General features: G+C 65.2%; 14 protein-coding genes and 1 tRNA gene. 11 read left to right on the plus strand and 4 right to left on the minus strand.

Annotation, left to right across the window (positions count from 1 at the left end; genetic code table 11):
* Positions 1-59: 59 nt before the first annotated feature.
* Complete coding sequence (locus E4L96_RS07975) at positions 60-764, plus strand: PEP-CTERM sorting domain-containing protein (RefSeq protein ID WP_167758631.1); 705 nt, start codon at positions 60-62, stop codon at positions 762-764.
* Positions 765-857: 93 nt separating this feature from the next.
* Positions 858-944: transfer RNA gene (locus tag E4L96_RS07980), tRNA-Leu, on the plus strand.
* 102 nt (positions 945-1,046) lie between these two features.
* Here the strand turns inward: E4L96_RS07980 and E4L96_RS07985 are convergent.
* Both E4L96_RS07985 and yghU read right to left on the minus strand, forming a co-directional pair.
* Complete coding sequence (locus tag E4L96_RS07985; protein ID WP_135206680.1) at positions 1,047-1,568, minus strand: pyridoxamine 5'-phosphate oxidase family protein; 522 nt, start codon at positions 1,566-1,568, stop codon at positions 1,047-1,049.
* 134 nt (positions 1,569-1,702) lie between these two features.
* Positions 1,703-2,542 (minus strand): glutathione-dependent disulfide-bond oxidoreductase, encoded by an 840-nt coding sequence (gene yghU, locus E4L96_RS07990; RefSeq protein WP_135206681.1) that lies wholly within the window; start codon positions 2,540-2,542, stop codon positions 1,703-1,705.
* A 192-nt stretch (positions 2,543-2,734) separates the two neighbouring features.
* On the opposite strand from yghU, the gene E4L96_RS07995 reads away from it, so the two are divergent.
* The 9 genes from E4L96_RS07995 to E4L96_RS08035 all read left to right on the plus strand — a co-directional run bounded on the left by E4L96_RS07995 (position 2,735) and on the right by E4L96_RS08035 (position 13,594).
* On the plus strand, positions 2,735-3,607 hold the full coding sequence (locus E4L96_RS07995; RefSeq protein ID WP_135206682.1) for a helix-turn-helix domain-containing protein: 873 nt from the start codon (positions 2,735-2,737) through the stop codon (positions 3,605-3,607).
* A gap of 60 nt (positions 3,608-3,667) precedes the next feature.
* The gene (locus E4L96_RS08000; protein ID WP_135206683.1) at positions 3,668-4,504 is read left to right on the plus strand and encodes a hypothetical protein; all 837 of its coding nucleotides are present in this window, start codon (positions 3,668-3,670) and stop codon (positions 4,502-4,504) included.
* A 9-nt stretch (positions 4,505-4,513) separates the two neighbouring features.
* Positions 4,514-6,739 (plus strand): acylase, encoded by a 2,226-nt coding sequence (locus E4L96_RS08005; RefSeq protein WP_229414305.1) that lies wholly within the window; start codon positions 4,514-4,516, stop codon positions 6,737-6,739.
* A gap of 134 nt (positions 6,740-6,873) precedes the next feature.
* On the plus strand, positions 6,874-7,515 hold the full coding sequence (locus E4L96_RS24290; RefSeq protein ID WP_167758632.1) for a PEP-CTERM sorting domain-containing protein: 642 nt from the start codon (positions 6,874-6,876) through the stop codon (positions 7,513-7,515).
* A 106-nt stretch (positions 7,516-7,621) separates the two neighbouring features.
* Positions 7,622-8,173 (plus strand): thymidine kinase, encoded by a 552-nt coding sequence (locus tag E4L96_RS08015; RefSeq protein ID WP_181017599.1) that lies wholly within the window; start codon positions 7,622-7,624, stop codon positions 8,171-8,173.
* 67 nt (positions 8,174-8,240) lie between these two features.
* Positions 8,241-8,735 carry a hypothetical protein gene (locus tag E4L96_RS08020; protein ID WP_229414306.1) on the plus strand — a complete coding sequence of 165 codons (495 nt, stop codon included), beginning with the start codon at positions 8,241-8,243 and terminating at the stop codon, positions 8,733-8,735.
* Positions 8,736-8,855: 120 nt separating this feature from the next.
* Positions 8,856-11,099 carry a carboxy terminal-processing peptidase gene (locus E4L96_RS08025; protein ID WP_135206687.1) on the plus strand — a complete coding sequence of 748 codons (2,244 nt, stop codon included), beginning with the start codon at positions 8,856-8,858 and terminating at the stop codon, positions 11,097-11,099.
* A 142-nt stretch (positions 11,100-11,241) separates the two neighbouring features.
* Positions 11,242-12,432, plus strand: a complete 1,191-nt coding sequence (locus E4L96_RS08030; protein ID WP_135206688.1) for an acyl-CoA dehydrogenase family protein — start codon at positions 11,242-11,244, stop codon at positions 12,430-12,432.
* A gap of 13 nt (positions 12,433-12,445) precedes the next feature.
* Positions 12,446-13,594, plus strand: coding sequence for an acyl-CoA dehydrogenase family protein (locus E4L96_RS08035; protein WP_135206689.1), 1,149 nt, complete (start codon positions 12,446-12,448; stop codon positions 13,592-13,594).
* On the opposite strand, the gene E4L96_RS08040 is transcribed toward E4L96_RS08035, so the two are convergent.
* Both E4L96_RS08040 and E4L96_RS23595 read right to left on the minus strand, forming a co-directional pair.
* Positions 13,576-14,490, minus strand: coding sequence for a diguanylate cyclase domain-containing protein (locus E4L96_RS08040; protein ID WP_135206690.1), 915 nt, complete (start codon positions 14,488-14,490; stop codon positions 13,576-13,578). The genes E4L96_RS08035 and E4L96_RS08040 overlap by 19 nt on opposite strands.
* A partial coding sequence (locus E4L96_RS23595; protein WP_167758633.1) for a hypothetical protein occupies positions 14,487-14,853 on the minus strand: 367 nt, incomplete at its 5' end. The genes E4L96_RS23595 and E4L96_RS08040, both read right to left, overlap by 4 nt.

The following is a 14,853-nucleotide window of genomic DNA, read 5'->3' on the forward strand; positions in this document are numbered from 1 at the left end:
ACTTCATCGCACCGTGGGCTGCGTGCCCACGGTGCCTCTCTCATCATCTGATTCATTCCATGCACAAGATTCTGTTTGCCACGCTGGTGGCCATGTCGACTGGCGCGTCCGCGTCGGTCATTACCTTCAACCTGTCCGCACCGATCAACGGCTCGGCGCCCGGGGTCACCGACGTGAGCCCGTGGCTGACGGCCACCATTGCCGATGCGGGTGCCAACAAGGTCCAGCTCACGCTGGCCAATCATCTGGTCCATGCCGGCACCGGCCTGGCCACCGGCGAATATGTCAGCAACTGGCTGTTCAACGTGAACACCAGCCTGGCGGACCTGAGCTATCAATGGGTCAGCGGGTACGCGGGCTGGGTGGTGACGGATGACGTGTACACCAACGGCAGCAATGCCATCAAGGCGGGCCTGTTCGACATCGACTTCATCGGTCCGCGCGCGAATGCCAACCGCTTCATTGGCGGCATGACGTCGGTGTACACCTTCTCCGGCAAGGGCCTGACGGCGGATGCGTTCCTCACGCCCAGCGCGGCTGATGGCAAGTACAGCGGCTATTACACGGCGGCCGATATCGCGGGCATGGCAGGTGGCGGTTCGGGCTCCGTAGGCTTGAGCGCCAGTGCCTATGTGGCGCCGCAGACGCTTGTGCCTTCGCGTGTCCAAGCGGAGGAGCCCGCACGGCAGGCGGTGCCGGAACCGGCCAGCGTGCTGCTGCTTGGCGTGGGCCTGGCGGGCTTGTTGGCGTTGCGCCGCCGCTGATCGCAGCGCGGCGGGAGGAGGGGGGCTGCGCGTTGCGGGGTGAGCTCCGGTGGATGGCCCACTGCTCAGCCGCATGCTAGAATTGCGCGCCCCGCCCGGATGGTGAAACTGGTAGACACCCGGGACTTAAAATCCCGTGCCAGCAATGGCGTGCGAGTTCGATCCTCGCTCCGGGCACCAGCATTCATGCAGGTTCCAGCAGATGAGAGTGATTCTCCGGCCGTTCCGCATAAGTCGGTCTGCGAAGCCGAAGCATCGCAAGCCGGTCAAGCCACGCTCCCGTCAGGCTCGTAGGGTTCCCTCGATGGAATCATCCAAAGTCTTGCCGAGGGCAGCGCCCAGCAGAATCTTGATTCCAGCCACCGCAGCTCCGTGTTTGTTGTCCCAATAGTAGCCATGCGCCGGTTCGAATTTGATCACGGTGATACGCGGATCGTCTTTGCCCTCGGTGAACCAAGTCTTGAGCGCGAAGCTCCACAGCTTATCGATCTTGTCCTGATCGCGTGAAACGCTGGCTCGTCCCGCAAGCGTCAAGAAGTGCGCATGAGGCGAGCCTTGGAAGAACAGGCGCACCTCGGGATTGGCGGCCAGTTCCTGATTCTTGCGGCTATCGCTGGCACTGAGAAACCATAAATTTCCCTGTTCATCGACTTCGCGCACGTTCATGGGGCGCGCGCTGTCGCCGGCGGTGCAGAAAAAACAGGTTTCCGCCTGTTTTGCCAATTCGGCCAGTTTCTCGACGGCTGCGCGGCCCGTCAGGTTCTCAACATTCTGTTCGGGCTGGTTGCGGTTAATAGAGTCCATTGCTGTCTCCTCGATTGTCCAGGACAATCCTAACCGAGCGTGTGCAGCCCAGTTCGTACGCTGGCTAACGAACCGCAATGGGCCCGTGCTCCAAGGGCTCCCTGGTTCCTACGGTTGACCAGCGCACCCGCCCTTCAGTCCAAGTCTGTCGCGTCGTGCCGCTCCGGCACCTGTTCCTCCGGCTTGCCGCGCACGCGGTTGACCTTGCGGCCGCGGATCACGGCCGGGCGGGCGCCCACTTCGTCGGCCCAGCGCTTGACGTTCTTGTACTCGTGGACGGACAGGAATTCGGCCGCTTCGTAGATGTTCTCGCGTACCAGCCCGCCGTACCACGGCCAGATCGCCATGTCCGCGATGGTGTACTCGTCCCCTGCCACAAAGCGGTGCTGCGCGAGCTGGCGGTCCAGCACGTCGAGCTGGCGCTTGGCTTCCATGGCGTAGCGGTTGATTGCGTACTCGATCTTCTCGGGCGCGTACGCGTAAAAGTGGCCGAATCCGCCGCCCACGAAGGGCGCGGACCCCATCTGCCAGAACAGCCAGTTGAAGGTCTCGGTGCGGGCCTTCAGCTCCGTCGGCAGGAAGGCGCCGAACTTCTCGGCCAGGTAGACCAGAATCGACCCCGACTCGAACACCCGCACCGGCTCGGTGCCGCTGCGGTCCAGCAGGGCGGGAATCTTGGAGTTCGGGTTGATGTCCACGAACCCGCTGGAGAACTGCTCCCCGTCGTTGATCTTGATGAGCCAGGCGTCATACTCGGCGCCCGCATGGCCGAGCGCCAGTAGCTCCTCCAGCATGATCGTGACCTTGACGCCATTTGGCGTGGCCAGCGAATACAGCTGCAGCGGGTGCTTGCCGACCGGCAGCTCTTTCTCGTGGGTGGGCCCGGCCACCGGGCGGTTGATGTTGGCGAACGTGCCGCCGGACGCGGCGGGCACCCAAACCTTGGGCGGAACGTAGTTGTTTTGATCGGCCATGCTTCTTCCCTTCCATCTTTCATGTGATGCGAGTGACACAAGGCGGCCATCTTGCCACAGCGTCAAAATCCGCGCCGATGCCACGCCAAATCCGCGTTTTAACAATTGAACCGTGCGCGAGAATATGGCCCTTAGAATGAGCCGCATGATGACCTCTACCATTCTCCACGCGACGTGCCCGGGAGCCCGGCCATGACTCCGCTGCGCATGGCCCGGCTGCGAGCCGGCTATACCCAGCGGGCCCTGGCGCTGGTGGCCGCGGTCGGGCAGGGCGCGCTGCACCGCTGGGAGAGCGGCGCGGAGCCGATCCCACCCGCGGCGCTCGACCGTCTGGCGCTGGCGCTGGATGTCAGCGCCACGGTGCTGCAGGGCGAAGCCGCGCCCATGGCGCTGCACGTCGCGCGCGGCTCGAGCGCTGAATCTACCTATTTCGGCGAGGTGACGCTGCACTTCACGCACGGCCAGCCCCTGCTGGTGCCGATCTCCCATGCCACCCGCGAGCGCATGCGCCAGGAGGCGGAGCGCGGGCACGCATGGTCGGTCTTCGACAGCCTCGATAACCGGGTGATCGTGCTGCGGCTGACGTCCTTGTCCGATCTGTTCTTCTCCAGTGAACAGGGCGAGGAGAGTGGACCGGAGGCGGGGCGCTACGAGCCAGGGCCGGGTGTTTTTCCGGAAGACGCATTCTGGGAGACGGTCGAGAAACTGTATGCCGGCGACTTGCCGGAGCTGGACCAGTTGAATGAGGCCCAGCGCGCCGTGGCCGAAGTCCTGTGGCCCGGCGCGGCCTCCGCGGACACGCGCTACTCGGACCAGCACACGCAAAACTTCTTCGCCAACGCCACCGAGACCGTGTGGCAGTGCGCCAGCGGTTTCCGGCGGTCGGCGTGGATGCATGACGATGCAGCTCTGCTGCCAGTGGTCGAAGCCTTGGCCGGGTGGGACGACACCACGGTCGGCCTGGTGCGCCTGCCGGTGGACGAGCATCAGGTCGTGCAGGTGAATCCCCAGGAAATCGACTACCTGTCTGTACCCGGCCACCGCCTGCGGCGCGTGCTGGCCTGACTCTTGGGCGCGGGGCTGCTTTGGTGTAGGATGCAGCCCGGCAGAACCAAGGACAAGCAATTGAACATCACCATCCATGAGGAACTGCGTTCCTTTGTCGATCCCCTCACGCCCACCGAATACGCGGCCCTCGAGCGCAGCCTGCTGGCCGAAGGCTGCCGCGATGCGCTGGTGCTGTGGAACGACATCCTGATCGACGGCCATAACCGGTACGATATCTGCACCAAGCACGGGATCGAATTCAAGACCGTCCAGAACACCCGCTTCACCTCCATCGAGGAGGTGATGCTGTGGATGATCGATAACCACCTCGCGCGCCGCAGCGTGTCCGACTATCAGCGCGGCGTGCTCGCGCTGCGCAAGAAGGAACTGATCACCAGCCGCGCGGCACCCCCGCCGCCCGCCGCGCCGCCAGCCGACACCACGGATGGCAGTACGCCGCCGTGGGAAGGCGAGAACGAGATCCCCAAGCCCGTGATCAAGAAGGAGGAGCTGGCGCGCGAAGCCCGCGTCTCCTCCGCCACCATCAGCCAGATCGAACGGATCCGCAAGGACGCCAGCCCTGAGCTGGTGCAGGCCGTGCGCCAGGGCGCCATCTCCATCAACGCCGCCGCCAACGTGGCCGCGCTGCCGAAGGAAGTGCAGGCCGCCGCCGTCGCGGGCGGGAAGAAGGAGCTGCAGCAGCTGGCCAAGCAGGTGCGCGAGCAGAAGCTGGCCACGCGCGCGCCGCGCGAACCGAAGGCGCCACCCGCCGATGTGCCGGACGGCCCGCCCACGCGCGGCTCGGACAATGAACTGATTACGCTGCGCGCCCAGGTCGCGGTACTGCGGCAGAAGGTGATCGACCTGACCGTCGAGAACACCGAACTCAAAGAACAACTGGCAGCCAAAAACTAAGGAGACCCCATGCAGCCGACCCGCCTCGCAGTGTCCATGATGATGACTTTCGCTGCGCTGGCAGCGGCTCCCGTGGTGGCGGCACCGGCATCCGCTGCGGCCGCGAAGGCGCAGCCGCAGGCCTCCGCCGAGCTGCAGCGCTGGCAGCAGACCGCCCAGCGCGTGACCATCATGCGCGACAAGTGGGGCATCCCGCACGTCTTCGGCAAGACGGATGCGGACGCGGTGTTCGGCATGCTCTACGCGCAGGCCGAGGATGACTTCAACCGCGTCGAACTCAATTACATCAACGCGATCGGACGCCTGGCCGAGGTGGAAGGCGAGGGCGAGATCTGGCGCGACCTGCGCATGAAGCTCTTCATCGATCCGGTGGAGCTGAAGGCGCAGTACGCGCGCAGCCCCGCGTGGCTGCAAAAGCTGATGGTCTCCTTTGCCGATGGCCTGAACTTCTATCTGCACACCCACCCGGAGGTCAAGCCGAAGCTGATCACGCACTTCGAGCCGTGGATGGCGCTCGCCTTCAGCGAAGGCTCGATCGGTGGCGACATCGAATCGGTGAACCTCAAGCAGCTGGAGCAGTTCTACGCGAAGCTGCCGGTGCCCGCGCAGGCGGTGGCTTTCGTGCCGCCAGAGACGGAGCCGCGCGGTTCCAACGGCTTCGCCATCGCGCCCAAGTTGACCAAGGACGGGCACGCGCTCCTGCTCATCAACCCGCACACCTCGTTCTACTTCCGGCCCGAGATCCACGTGGTCAGCGAGGAAGGGCTGAACGCCTACGGTGCGGTCACCTGGGGCCAGTTCTTTGTCTACCAGGGCTTCAACGAGCGGGTGGGCTGGATGCACACCTCCGGCGGTGGGGACGTGATCGACGAGTACCTGGAGACGGTCACCGAACGCAATGGCAAGTACTTCTACAAGTACGGCAGCGGCGAGAAGCCGATGAAAGCGGTCGCCATCCAGCTGCCCTACAAGGCCAAGGATGGGACCATGGCCACGCGCACGGTCACCGCGTACTCCACCCAGCATGGCCCGGTGGTGCGCCAGGCGGACGGCAAGTGGATCAGCGTGCGGCTGATGAATGATCCGATGCACGCGCTGCAGCAGTCCTATCTACGCACCAAGGCGCGCAACTACGCGGGCTTCCTGAAGGTGATGGACATCCGCACCAACTCGTCCAACAACACTGTGTATGCGGACGCGGACGGAAACATCGCCTACTTCCACGGGAATTTCATCCCCAGGCGGGATCTGAAATTCGACTGGAAGCATCCGGTCGACGGCAGCAACCCGGCCACCGAGTGGCAAGGCCTGCATCCGGTGAAGGACACCATCCGCCTCTTCAATCCCGCCAACGGCTGGGTGCAGAACACCAACAACTGGCCGTTCACGGCGGCAGGGCCCAACAGCCCGAAACAGTCCGACTATGCGGCCTACATGTGGTCCTTGCCGGAGAACCCGCGCGGCAAGCACGCGCTGCGCGTGCTGTCCGGTGCGCGTGAGCTGACGCTCGATGGCCTGATCGCCAAGGCCTACGACAGCTACCTCACAGCGTTTGAACCGCTGGTGCCCGCGCTGTTGAAGGACTACGACGCGCTGCCCGCGTCCGACCCGCGCAAGCCGCAGCTCGCCGAGCAGGTGCAGATGCTGCGCGGCTGGGACCTGCGCTTCGGCGTCGATTCGGTGCCGACCTCGCTGGCCGTGTATTGGGGCCAGGAGATGCTGGCGCATGCCTCCAAGGCGGCGCGCGCCGCCGAGATCCCGGCCATCGACTACATCACCACCCGTGCCACGCCGGAAGAACGGCTCGATGCGCTGGCCAGCGCGACGGCCAGGCTGACCACGGACTTCGGCAGCTGGAAGACGCCATGGGGCGAGATCAACCGCTTCCAGCGCCTGTCCGGCGCCGTCGACCTGCAGTACGACGACAGCAAACCGAGCATCCCGGTCGGGTTCGCGTCCGCGACCTGGGGCTCGCTGGCCTCGTTCGGCATGTCGGCGCCGCAGAAGACCAAGCGCATCTACGGCGACCGGGGCAACAGTTTCGTCGCGGTGGTCGAGTTCGGTCCACGCATCAAGGCCAAGAGTGTGCTGGCGGGCGGGGAGAGCGGGCACCCGGAGTCGCCGCACTTCAACGACCAGGCCGAGATGTACAGCAAGGGCCAGTTCAAGGACGTGCTGTTCTACAAGGACGACATCGCCAAGCAGCTGGAGCGCAGCTACCACCCCGGCCAGTGACGAGGGCGGGCGTATAGTTTCCCGACGCGCGCTATCTCAAGCCCAGCGCGTGTTCAAATTGAAAGAGTTGCACTCCTGATATGTACTGGAAGGGCTGTGCCCGGTTCTCCAGTCCACCTATCAGGAGTGTGATCGTGAAATCAATCCAAATCAAAGCTCTCACCGCTGCCGTCCTGCTGTCGGCCGCGGCGGCCGCGCAGGCCGACATCACCACCTACACCAGCCAGGCTGCTTTCAATGCGGCCGTGGGCAACCGCGGGGTCGATACTTTCAACGACCTGAGCATTGATCTGCTGCCCGAATCGCTCAGCCGCACGGCCGGCAGCTACAGCTACACGGCATCCGCGCCCGGCTCGCAGCTGTATGGCGCGGGCGGGGCGGGGGATGGCTGGCTGTCCACCAACCGTGCGACCGACACGATCCTCTTCAACGGCTTCATGCCGGGCGTGACGGCGGCAGGCGGCTTTTTCTTCGGTTCCGACATCGCCGGGCAGTGGGTGGAAGGCTCGACCGTGATCGTGCACGCCAGCGACGGTGTCGATAGCGCGGACTTCACCATCAGCAACAGCGGGGTGAACAGCTTCGTCGGTTTCTCGTCCACCCGCGGCCTGGTGTCGCTGAGCATGGAAAGCGTCTCCGCCACCGGCCCGGTCTGGAACACGGCCAATAACTTCACGCTGGGCCAGGTCCAGGCCGTACCTGAGCCCGCGGAGTACGCGATGCTGCTGGCGGGACTGTTATCGCTGGGCTGGACGGCGCGGCGCCGCCGCGGCTGATCCGTGTTTGATGCCGCGTCCACCTTCCCGGACGCGGCTTTTTCCCTGCGTTACCCCCTTCCGGCAAGCTATAATCCCCGCCACTCGTTTTTCGCAGGTCAGGGCCGTGGCAAAACTCTATTTCAGGTATTCGGCGATGAACGCCGGCAAATCGACCGCACTGCTGCAGGTCGCCCACAACTACGAAGAGCAGGGCCAGAAGGTCAAGCTGTACACGGCAGCCATCGACGACCGCTACGGTGTTGGCGTGGTCACCTCCCGGTTGGGTCCCCAGCGCGAGGTCGATCTCTTCGACAAGGACACCAACTTCCTCGACAGCGTTCCCAGCGTGTCGTGCGTGCTGGTGGATGAGGCGCAATTCCTGTCGCCCCAGCAAGTGAGCCAGCTGCACCAGCTGGCCCAGGTGCGCGGCGTGCCGGTCATCTGCTATGGCCTGCGCAGCGACTTCCGCGGTGAGCCTTTCCCCGGGTCGGCCTATCTGCTCGCGCTGGCCGATGACATCGAGGAAATCAAGAACATCTGCACCTGCGGCAAGAAAGCGACCATGAACATCCGGGTCGACGAAAAGGGCGAGCGCATCCGCGAAGGCGAGCAGGTCTCGATCGGCGGTAACGAAGCCTACCGCCAAGCCTGCGGGCGCTGCTTCTACACGGGCTGAGCCGCCGGCCATGCACGGCATCAGCTGCAGCTCAGTTGCCGGTGCCTGGCTGTGCCAGCACAGCGGCATGCTGCTCTACCTCGTGCCGTCGATGGCGATGGCCGTGCTCATGCATATCCTCAGCCGGGCCAGCCCGGCTTTCTTCATCTTTCTCGCATCGGGCACCATCTGCCACGAACTGGCCCACTTCTTCGTCGGGCTGGTGACCAATGCCCAGCCGGTCGGGCTCACGATTATTCCCAAACGCAATGGCAACACCTGGCGGCTGGGCGAAGTCCGGCTCAACAACCTGCGCTGGTACAACGCCGCCCCGGCGGCACTGGCGCCGCTGGGGCTGCTGGCGATTCCAATCGCGGTGGCCTGGTACCGCACCCGTTTTGCATCCTGGCATTTCGCGCCCCTGGATGTCGGCCTGACCTTCCTGCTGGGCCCGCTGTTCCTGTCGTTCTGGCCATCTCCTGTCGACTGGAAACTGGCGCTGCGCTCCTGGCCTTATCTGCTTGTTATCGCCTGTGGTGCCGGGGCTTACGCCTGGCTTAAGCACCCCGGCTTCCATTTGTAATCGACGGTAAAGGCGTGCTCGTATTGCTGGCCCGTTGCTGTAGAATGAGCCGCATCGCTGGGCTTGGAATGTGTGGAGCTGCCCGCAGATAGAAGGTCACAATCCACGCCGGAGAATCGAATGAAGAAGAAGTTGTTGGTGGTTGCCCTCGCGGTTGGCATGTCGGCCCATTTTGCCATTGGCCAGCCGGAAAAATCGGCCCCGTCGGTGCTCAAGCCGACCGCGGCCCAGACCCAGGCGGCGCTGTGGGCTTCTCGTGTGCTCGCGCGCTATCACTACAAGGCGGTCCCGCTCGACGACCAGATGAGCGAGAAGATTTTCGACCGCTACTTCAAGACGCTGGATGCGGACAAGCTGTTCTTCCTGCAGTCGGACATCGATCAGTTCAACGCCGTGCGCGGCAAGTTCGACGATGCGATCAACAACGAGAACCTGGCCCTGCCGTTCCAGATTTACAGCGTCTACCAGACCCGCTACGACGAGCGCCTGAGCTATGCGCGCGAGCTGCTCAAGGGTAAGTTCGACTTCACCGCCGACGAAACCTATCCGATCGATCGCGAGAAGGCCCCGTGGCTCAAGACCGATGACGAAGCCAAGGACCTGTGGCGCCGCCGCGTCAAGAACGACTGGCTGCGCCTGAAGCTCGCCGGCAAGGACGACAAGGCCATCCGTGAGACGCTCGACAAGCGCTATGAGAACTCGATCAACCGCCTCAAGAAGCTCAACAACGAGGACGTGTTCCAGATGTTCATGAACGCGTACGCGATGTCGATCGAGCCGCACACCAACTACTTCGGCCCGCGCTCGGCCGAGAACTTCGACATCCAGATGCGCCTGTCCGTGGAGGGCATCGGCGCCATCCTGCAGTCGCGCGACGACTACACCGTGGTGCGCGAGATCGTGCCGGGCGGTCCGGCGTCGGTGTCGGGCAAGCTCAAGGTGGGCGACCGCATCCTCGGCGTGGCCCAGGGTGACGGCCAGTTCGTGGACGTGATGGGCTGGCGCATCGACGACGTGGTCGAGAAGATCCGCGGCGCCAAGGATTCCGTGGTGAAGCTGGACGTCCTGCCCGCCGACGCGGGTCCGGACGGCAAGCACATGACCATCTCGCTGGTGCGCAAGAAGGTCAGCATGGAGGAGCAGTCCGCCAAGAAGACGATCATCGAGACCAAGGATGCCGGCGGCCAGAAGCGCCGCGTCGGCGTGATCACGCTGCCAGGCTTCTACCAGGACTTCGACGCCCGCCGCCGCGGCGAGCGCGACTTCAAGAGCGCGACCCGCGACGTGGCCCGCCTGCTGGGCGAGCTCAAGAAGGACAAGGTGGACAACGTCCTGATCGACCTGCGCAACAACGGCGGCGGCTCGCTGACGGAGGCGGTCGAGCTGACCGGCCTGTTCATCGACAAGGGCCCGGTGGTGATGCAGCGTTCCAGCGACGGCAAGGTCGATATCGAGAACGACACCCAGCCCGGCCTGGCCTGGGACGGTCCGATGGGCGTGCTGATCAACCGTGGTTCGGCCTCGGCCTCCGAGATTTTCGCGGCCGCGATCCAGGACTATGGCCGCGGCATCATCATCGGCGAGCCGAGCTTCGGCAAGGGCACGGTGCAGACCCTGGTGCCGCTGGACCGCTTCGCGGCCAACGACAAGCAGCGGCTGGGCGAACTGAAGATGACCATCGCGCAGTTCTTCCGCATCAATGGCGGCACCACGCAGCTGCGTGGGGTGACGCCGGATATCAAGCTGCCGGTGATGTCGGATTCGGAGAACTTTGGCGAGTCCAGCTTCGAAAACGCGCTGCCGTACACCACCGTCAAGCCGGCACCGTTCATCCCGCTGGGCGACATCAAGGCCATCCTCGCGCCGCTGCAGAAGAAGCACGACCTCCGCGTGGCCAAGGACAAGGACTACCAGTTCCTCGAGGACGACGTGGCCGAGATGCGCAAGCACCTCAACGACAAGACCATCTCGCTGAACGAGGCTGTGCGCCGCAAGGAGCGCGACCAGCAGGAGGCGCGCGCCAAGCTGCGCGAGCAGCACCTGTTCACGCAGATGCCAGTCCCGCCGAAGGATGCGCCGGTCGAGGGGGGCGATCCGAAGGTGAAGGCGCCGCCGACCGCCAAGCCGGCCGCTCAGACCACCAAGGCCGTGGCCGTGCGCCTGCCGCGCACCGACGATGGCCTGCAGGGTGACGAGCGCTCGCTGGCCGCCGAACTGGCCGCCGAAAAGCGCGCCAAGGACGCCAAGGACATCCTGTTGAACGAAGCCGCCCACATCCTGGCCGACGAGGTGTCCCTGCTCAAGACGGACACCCGCCTGGCGACCAAGGTCGCGCCGTACCTGCCGCCGACCAGGGGCAACTGAGCGTCCCCGCTCCTACGAAAGCCGCGTCCCGTGACGCGGCTTTTTTTCGTTCGTTGTCAGGACCGCAGCACGCCGGATTTGGGTTAGAATCCTTTGCGAACGACCGTGCTTTTTAAGGCGCGACGCAAGCTTAGGAGACAGCATGGACCTGAACTACAGCCCCACGGAGCTGGCCTTTCGCGATGAGGTGCGCACCTTCCTGGCCGCGCACCTGCCCGCGGACCTGCAGCACAAGGTGCGCCGCCACTTGCGCCTGACAAAGGACGATTACGTCCGCTGGCACCGGATCCTCAACCAGCAGGGCTGGGTCGCACCGAACTGGCCGGCGGAATACGGCGGGCCGGGCTGGACGCCCGTGCAGCGCCACATCTTTGACGAGGAATGCGCGCGCGCGGGCACGCCGCCCATCATGCCGTTCGGTGTGAACATGGTGGCCCCGGTGATCATGGCATTCGGGAACGAGGCCCAGAAGGCGTACTACCTGCCGCGCATTCTCGCCTGCGACGACTGGTGGTGCCAGGGCTACTCGGAACCCGGTGCGGGCTCGGACCTCGCTTCGCTCAAGACCAGCGCCCGCCGCGAGGGCGACCACTACGTCGTCAACGGCCAGAAGACCTGGACCACGCTGGCGCAGCATGCCGACATGATCTTCTGCCTGGTGCGCACCGACCCCACGGTGCGCAAGCAGGAGGGCATCTCGTTCCTGCTGATCGACATGAAGACGCCCGGCATCACGGTGCGCCCCATCATCATGCTGGACGAAGACCACGAGGTGAACGAAGTCTTCTTCGACAACGTGAAGGTGCCGGTGCAGAACCTGATCGGCCAGGAGAACCGCGGCTGGACCTATGCCAAGTACCTGCTCGGCCACGAGCGCACCGGCATCGCCGCCGTCGGCCGCTCCAAGCGCGAGCTGCCCAGGCTGAAGGCGCTCGCGCGCAAGCAGCGCAAGAACGGCCGCCCGCTGCTGGAGGACCCGCTGTTCGCCGCCAAGGTCGCGGAACTGGAGATCGAGCTGATGGCGCTGGAGATGACCGTGCTGCGCGTACTGGCCCAGGAACACAAGGCGCCCGGCCCCGAGGCCTCCGTCCTCAAGGTGCGCGGCACCGATATCCAGCAGCGCCTCACCGAACTGGCGATGGAAGCGGCGGGCCCGCTGGCGCTGCCGTTCGACCCGGTCTACCTGGAAGGCGGGACGGAGCACGCCATCACCGGTGCCGATGACGAAGCGCCGCTCGCGTCGCACTACTTCAACTTCCGCAAGACGTCGATCTACGGCGGCTCCAACGAGATCCAGCGGAACATCATCACCCAGATGATCCTGGGCCTGTAAGCGAGGACACGGCATGGACTTTCAATTCACCGAAGAGCAGCAGCAGTTTGCCGACGCCCTCAAGCGCTGGGCTGCGAAGGATTACGCATTCGAGACGCGCCAGAAGATCGTGCTGTCCGAGGCCGGGGGTTCGGACGAGGCCTGGGCCACGCTGGTGGAACTGGGCATGACCGCGTTGCCGGTGCCGGAAGAGCAGGGCGGCTTCAATGGCAGCGCGGTCGACCTGTATGTCGTGATGCAGGAGCTGGGGCGTGCACTGGTCGTGGAGCCTTACCTGGCCACGGTGCTGGGCGCGCACTGCCTGCAGCTGGGCGGCGCGCATGCGGACCTGCTGGCGCAAGTGGCGGCCGGGGAGCTGCGGCTGGCCTGCGCATTGGGTGAGCCGCAGGCGCGGCACGACATGCGCGACATCGCCACCACGGCCATTGCGGAGGGCGACGGGTACGTGCTCAATGGCCGCAAGAGCGTCGTGATCCACGGAGCACAGGCCGGAATGCTGATCGTCTCCGCGCGCAGCCATGGCGGCCAAAGCGAGACCGATGGCATCTCGCTGTTTGTGGTCCCGGCCGATGCCCAGGGCGTGCACATCACGCAGTACCGCACCGTCGACGGACAGCGGGCCGCGGACATTCTCCTGAAAGACGTGAACGTCCCGGCGGCGCACCTGATCGGCCCGGCGGGCCAGGGGTGGGCCGTGCTCGACGCGGCGCTCGACTACGGCGCTGGCCTGCTGTGCGCGGAAGCCATCGGCGCCCTGCAGGCGCTTTTTGACGCTACGCTTGAATACCTGAAGACACGCCAGCAGTTCGGCGTCCCGATCGGGAAATTCCAGGCGCTCCAGCACCGCATGGCGGACATGTACATCCACCTGGAGCAGGCTCGTTCGATGGCGCTGCTCGCCGCGGTGAAACTGGCTTCAGAGAATGTGGAAGAGCGCCGCCGCGCGGTCTCCGCGGCCAAGTACCGCGTGGGGCAGGCGATCCGCTTCGTGGGCCAGCAGGCGATCCAGCTGCATGGCGGCATGGGCGTCACCAACGAGCTGCCCGCAGCGCACTATTTCAAGCGCCTGACAATGATCGAACTGACGCTGGGCGACTCGGACCACCACCTGCAGCGCTTCATCGCCCACGCGGATTACTCGAGTCATTCATCCATGCAGTAGCGGTTGCGCCCCTGCGCTTTGGCGCGGTAGAGCTGCGCGTCCGCGCGCCGGATCAGTTCTCCCGCGCCGTCCGGCCCCTCCGGCACCTGGGCCGCGATGCCGATGCTGACGCTGACGAACGGCTTGGCGTCGGACTTCGCGTGCGGAATGGCCAGCAGGTCGACCTGCTCGATCAGCTTGCGGGCCACCGTCTCGGCGCCCGGCGGGCCATCGGTCAGCAGCACCGCGAACTCCTCGCCGCCGTAGCGCGCCACCACGTCCTGCGGACGGGCGGCGGCGCGGCGCATGGCGGCGGCCACCTCCTGCAGACAGGTGTCGCCGGCCTGGTGTCCATACTCGTCGTTATAGCGCTTGAAGAAGTCGATATCGATCAGCAGCAGCGACAGCGGGGTGCCCGCACGCGCGGAGCGGCGCCATTCCCGCTCCAGCGCCTCGTCGAAGCCGCGCCGGTTCGAGACCCCGGTCAGGCCATCGGTCAGCGTCAGCTCGCGCAGCACGTCGCTCTGGCGCTTGACGGTGAGCTGGGTGCGCACCCGCGCGCGCACGACGGCGGCGTTGACCGGCTTGGTGATGAAGTCCGCGGCACCGGCATCGAGTGCGCGCGTTTCGTCCTCCGGCGAAAACAGGGAGGTGACGAAGATGATCGGGATGTTGCTGGTCACGGAGGACGTGCGCAGGGCCTGGCAGACCGCGTAGCCGTCCATGTCCGGCATCATCGCGTCCAGCAGGATCACGTCGGGCCGCTGGTTATGGGCGATGTCGATCGCCCTGGCCCCGTTCATCGCGAACAGGACGTCGTGCTCCGCTTCCAGTGCCTGGTTGAGAACCTGGATGTTTTCCATCGCGTCGTCAACGATGAGAATGCGGCCGTTGCGCGCGATATCGGTCCAACTCATGCACTGTCCTTTCGATTCAAAAGATCCTCCACCAGTGTGGCTGCGTGCGCGAATCCCAGCGTGTCGATGGCCTCGGCCAGCGCCGCCACCAGCTCCGGTGCGGCCTGGGCCAGGTGCGGACGCAGGGCCTGGAAAGCGGCGCCCGCCTTCAGGTTGTTATTCTGGAGGAGGATGAGTAAATGCGCCAGCGCGGTCCGCAGCTCCCCCTCGGGAGGTGGGGGTGCCGTCCCGTGGGACTGCTCCGTGGGGGATGGTTCGGGCGGCAGCAAGTGCTCGGCATCGGCCAGCTGCGCCAGTGCGGCGGCGAAGGTGGCGAGGCAAGGTGCCCAGTCCGGCTCGCGGCGCTGGCGGATGGCGTCTTCC

Origin of the sequence: Zemynaea arenosa, assembly GCF_004614185.1 — a bacterium.
Classification (GTDB): domain Bacteria; phylum Pseudomonadota; class Gammaproteobacteria; order Burkholderiales; family Burkholderiaceae_D; genus Telluria; species Telluria arenosa.

What these genes read in the sequence shown, in the direction of transcription:
- E4L96_RS07975 (WP_167758631.1), top strand. Translation starts at nt 60, where the DNA reads ATGCACAAGATTCTGTTTGCCACGCTGGTGGCCATGTCGACTGGCGCG.
- E4L96_RS07985 (WP_135206680.1), bottom strand. Translation starts at nt 1,568, where the DNA reads ATGGACTCTATTAACCGCAACCAGCCCGAACAGAATGTTGAGAACCTG.
- yghU (WP_135206681.1), bottom strand. Translation starts at nt 2,542, where the DNA reads ATGGCCGATCAAAACAACTACGTTCCGCCCAAGGTTTGGGTGCCCGCC.
- E4L96_RS07995 (WP_135206682.1), top strand. Translation starts at nt 2,735, where the DNA reads ATGACTCCGCTGCGCATGGCCCGGCTGCGAGCCGGCTATACCCAGCGG.
- E4L96_RS08005 (WP_229414305.1), top strand. Translation starts at nt 4,514, where the DNA reads ATGCAGCCGACCCGCCTCGCAGTGTCCATGATGATGACTTTCGCTGCG.
- E4L96_RS08020 (WP_229414306.1), top strand. Translation starts at nt 8,241, where the DNA reads ATGCTGCTCTACCTCGTGCCGTCGATGGCGATGGCCGTGCTCATGCAT.
- E4L96_RS08025 (WP_135206687.1), top strand. Translation starts at nt 8,856, where the DNA reads ATGAAGAAGAAGTTGTTGGTGGTTGCCCTCGCGGTTGGCATGTCGGCC.
- E4L96_RS08030 (WP_135206688.1), top strand. Translation starts at nt 11,242, where the DNA reads ATGGACCTGAACTACAGCCCCACGGAGCTGGCCTTTCGCGATGAGGTG.
- E4L96_RS08035 (WP_135206689.1), top strand. Translation starts at nt 12,446, where the DNA reads ATGGACTTTCAATTCACCGAAGAGCAGCAGCAGTTTGCCGACGCCCTC.
- E4L96_RS08040 (WP_135206690.1), bottom strand. Translation starts at nt 14,490, where the DNA reads ATGAGTTGGACCGATATCGCGCGCAACGGCCGCATTCTCATCGTTGAC.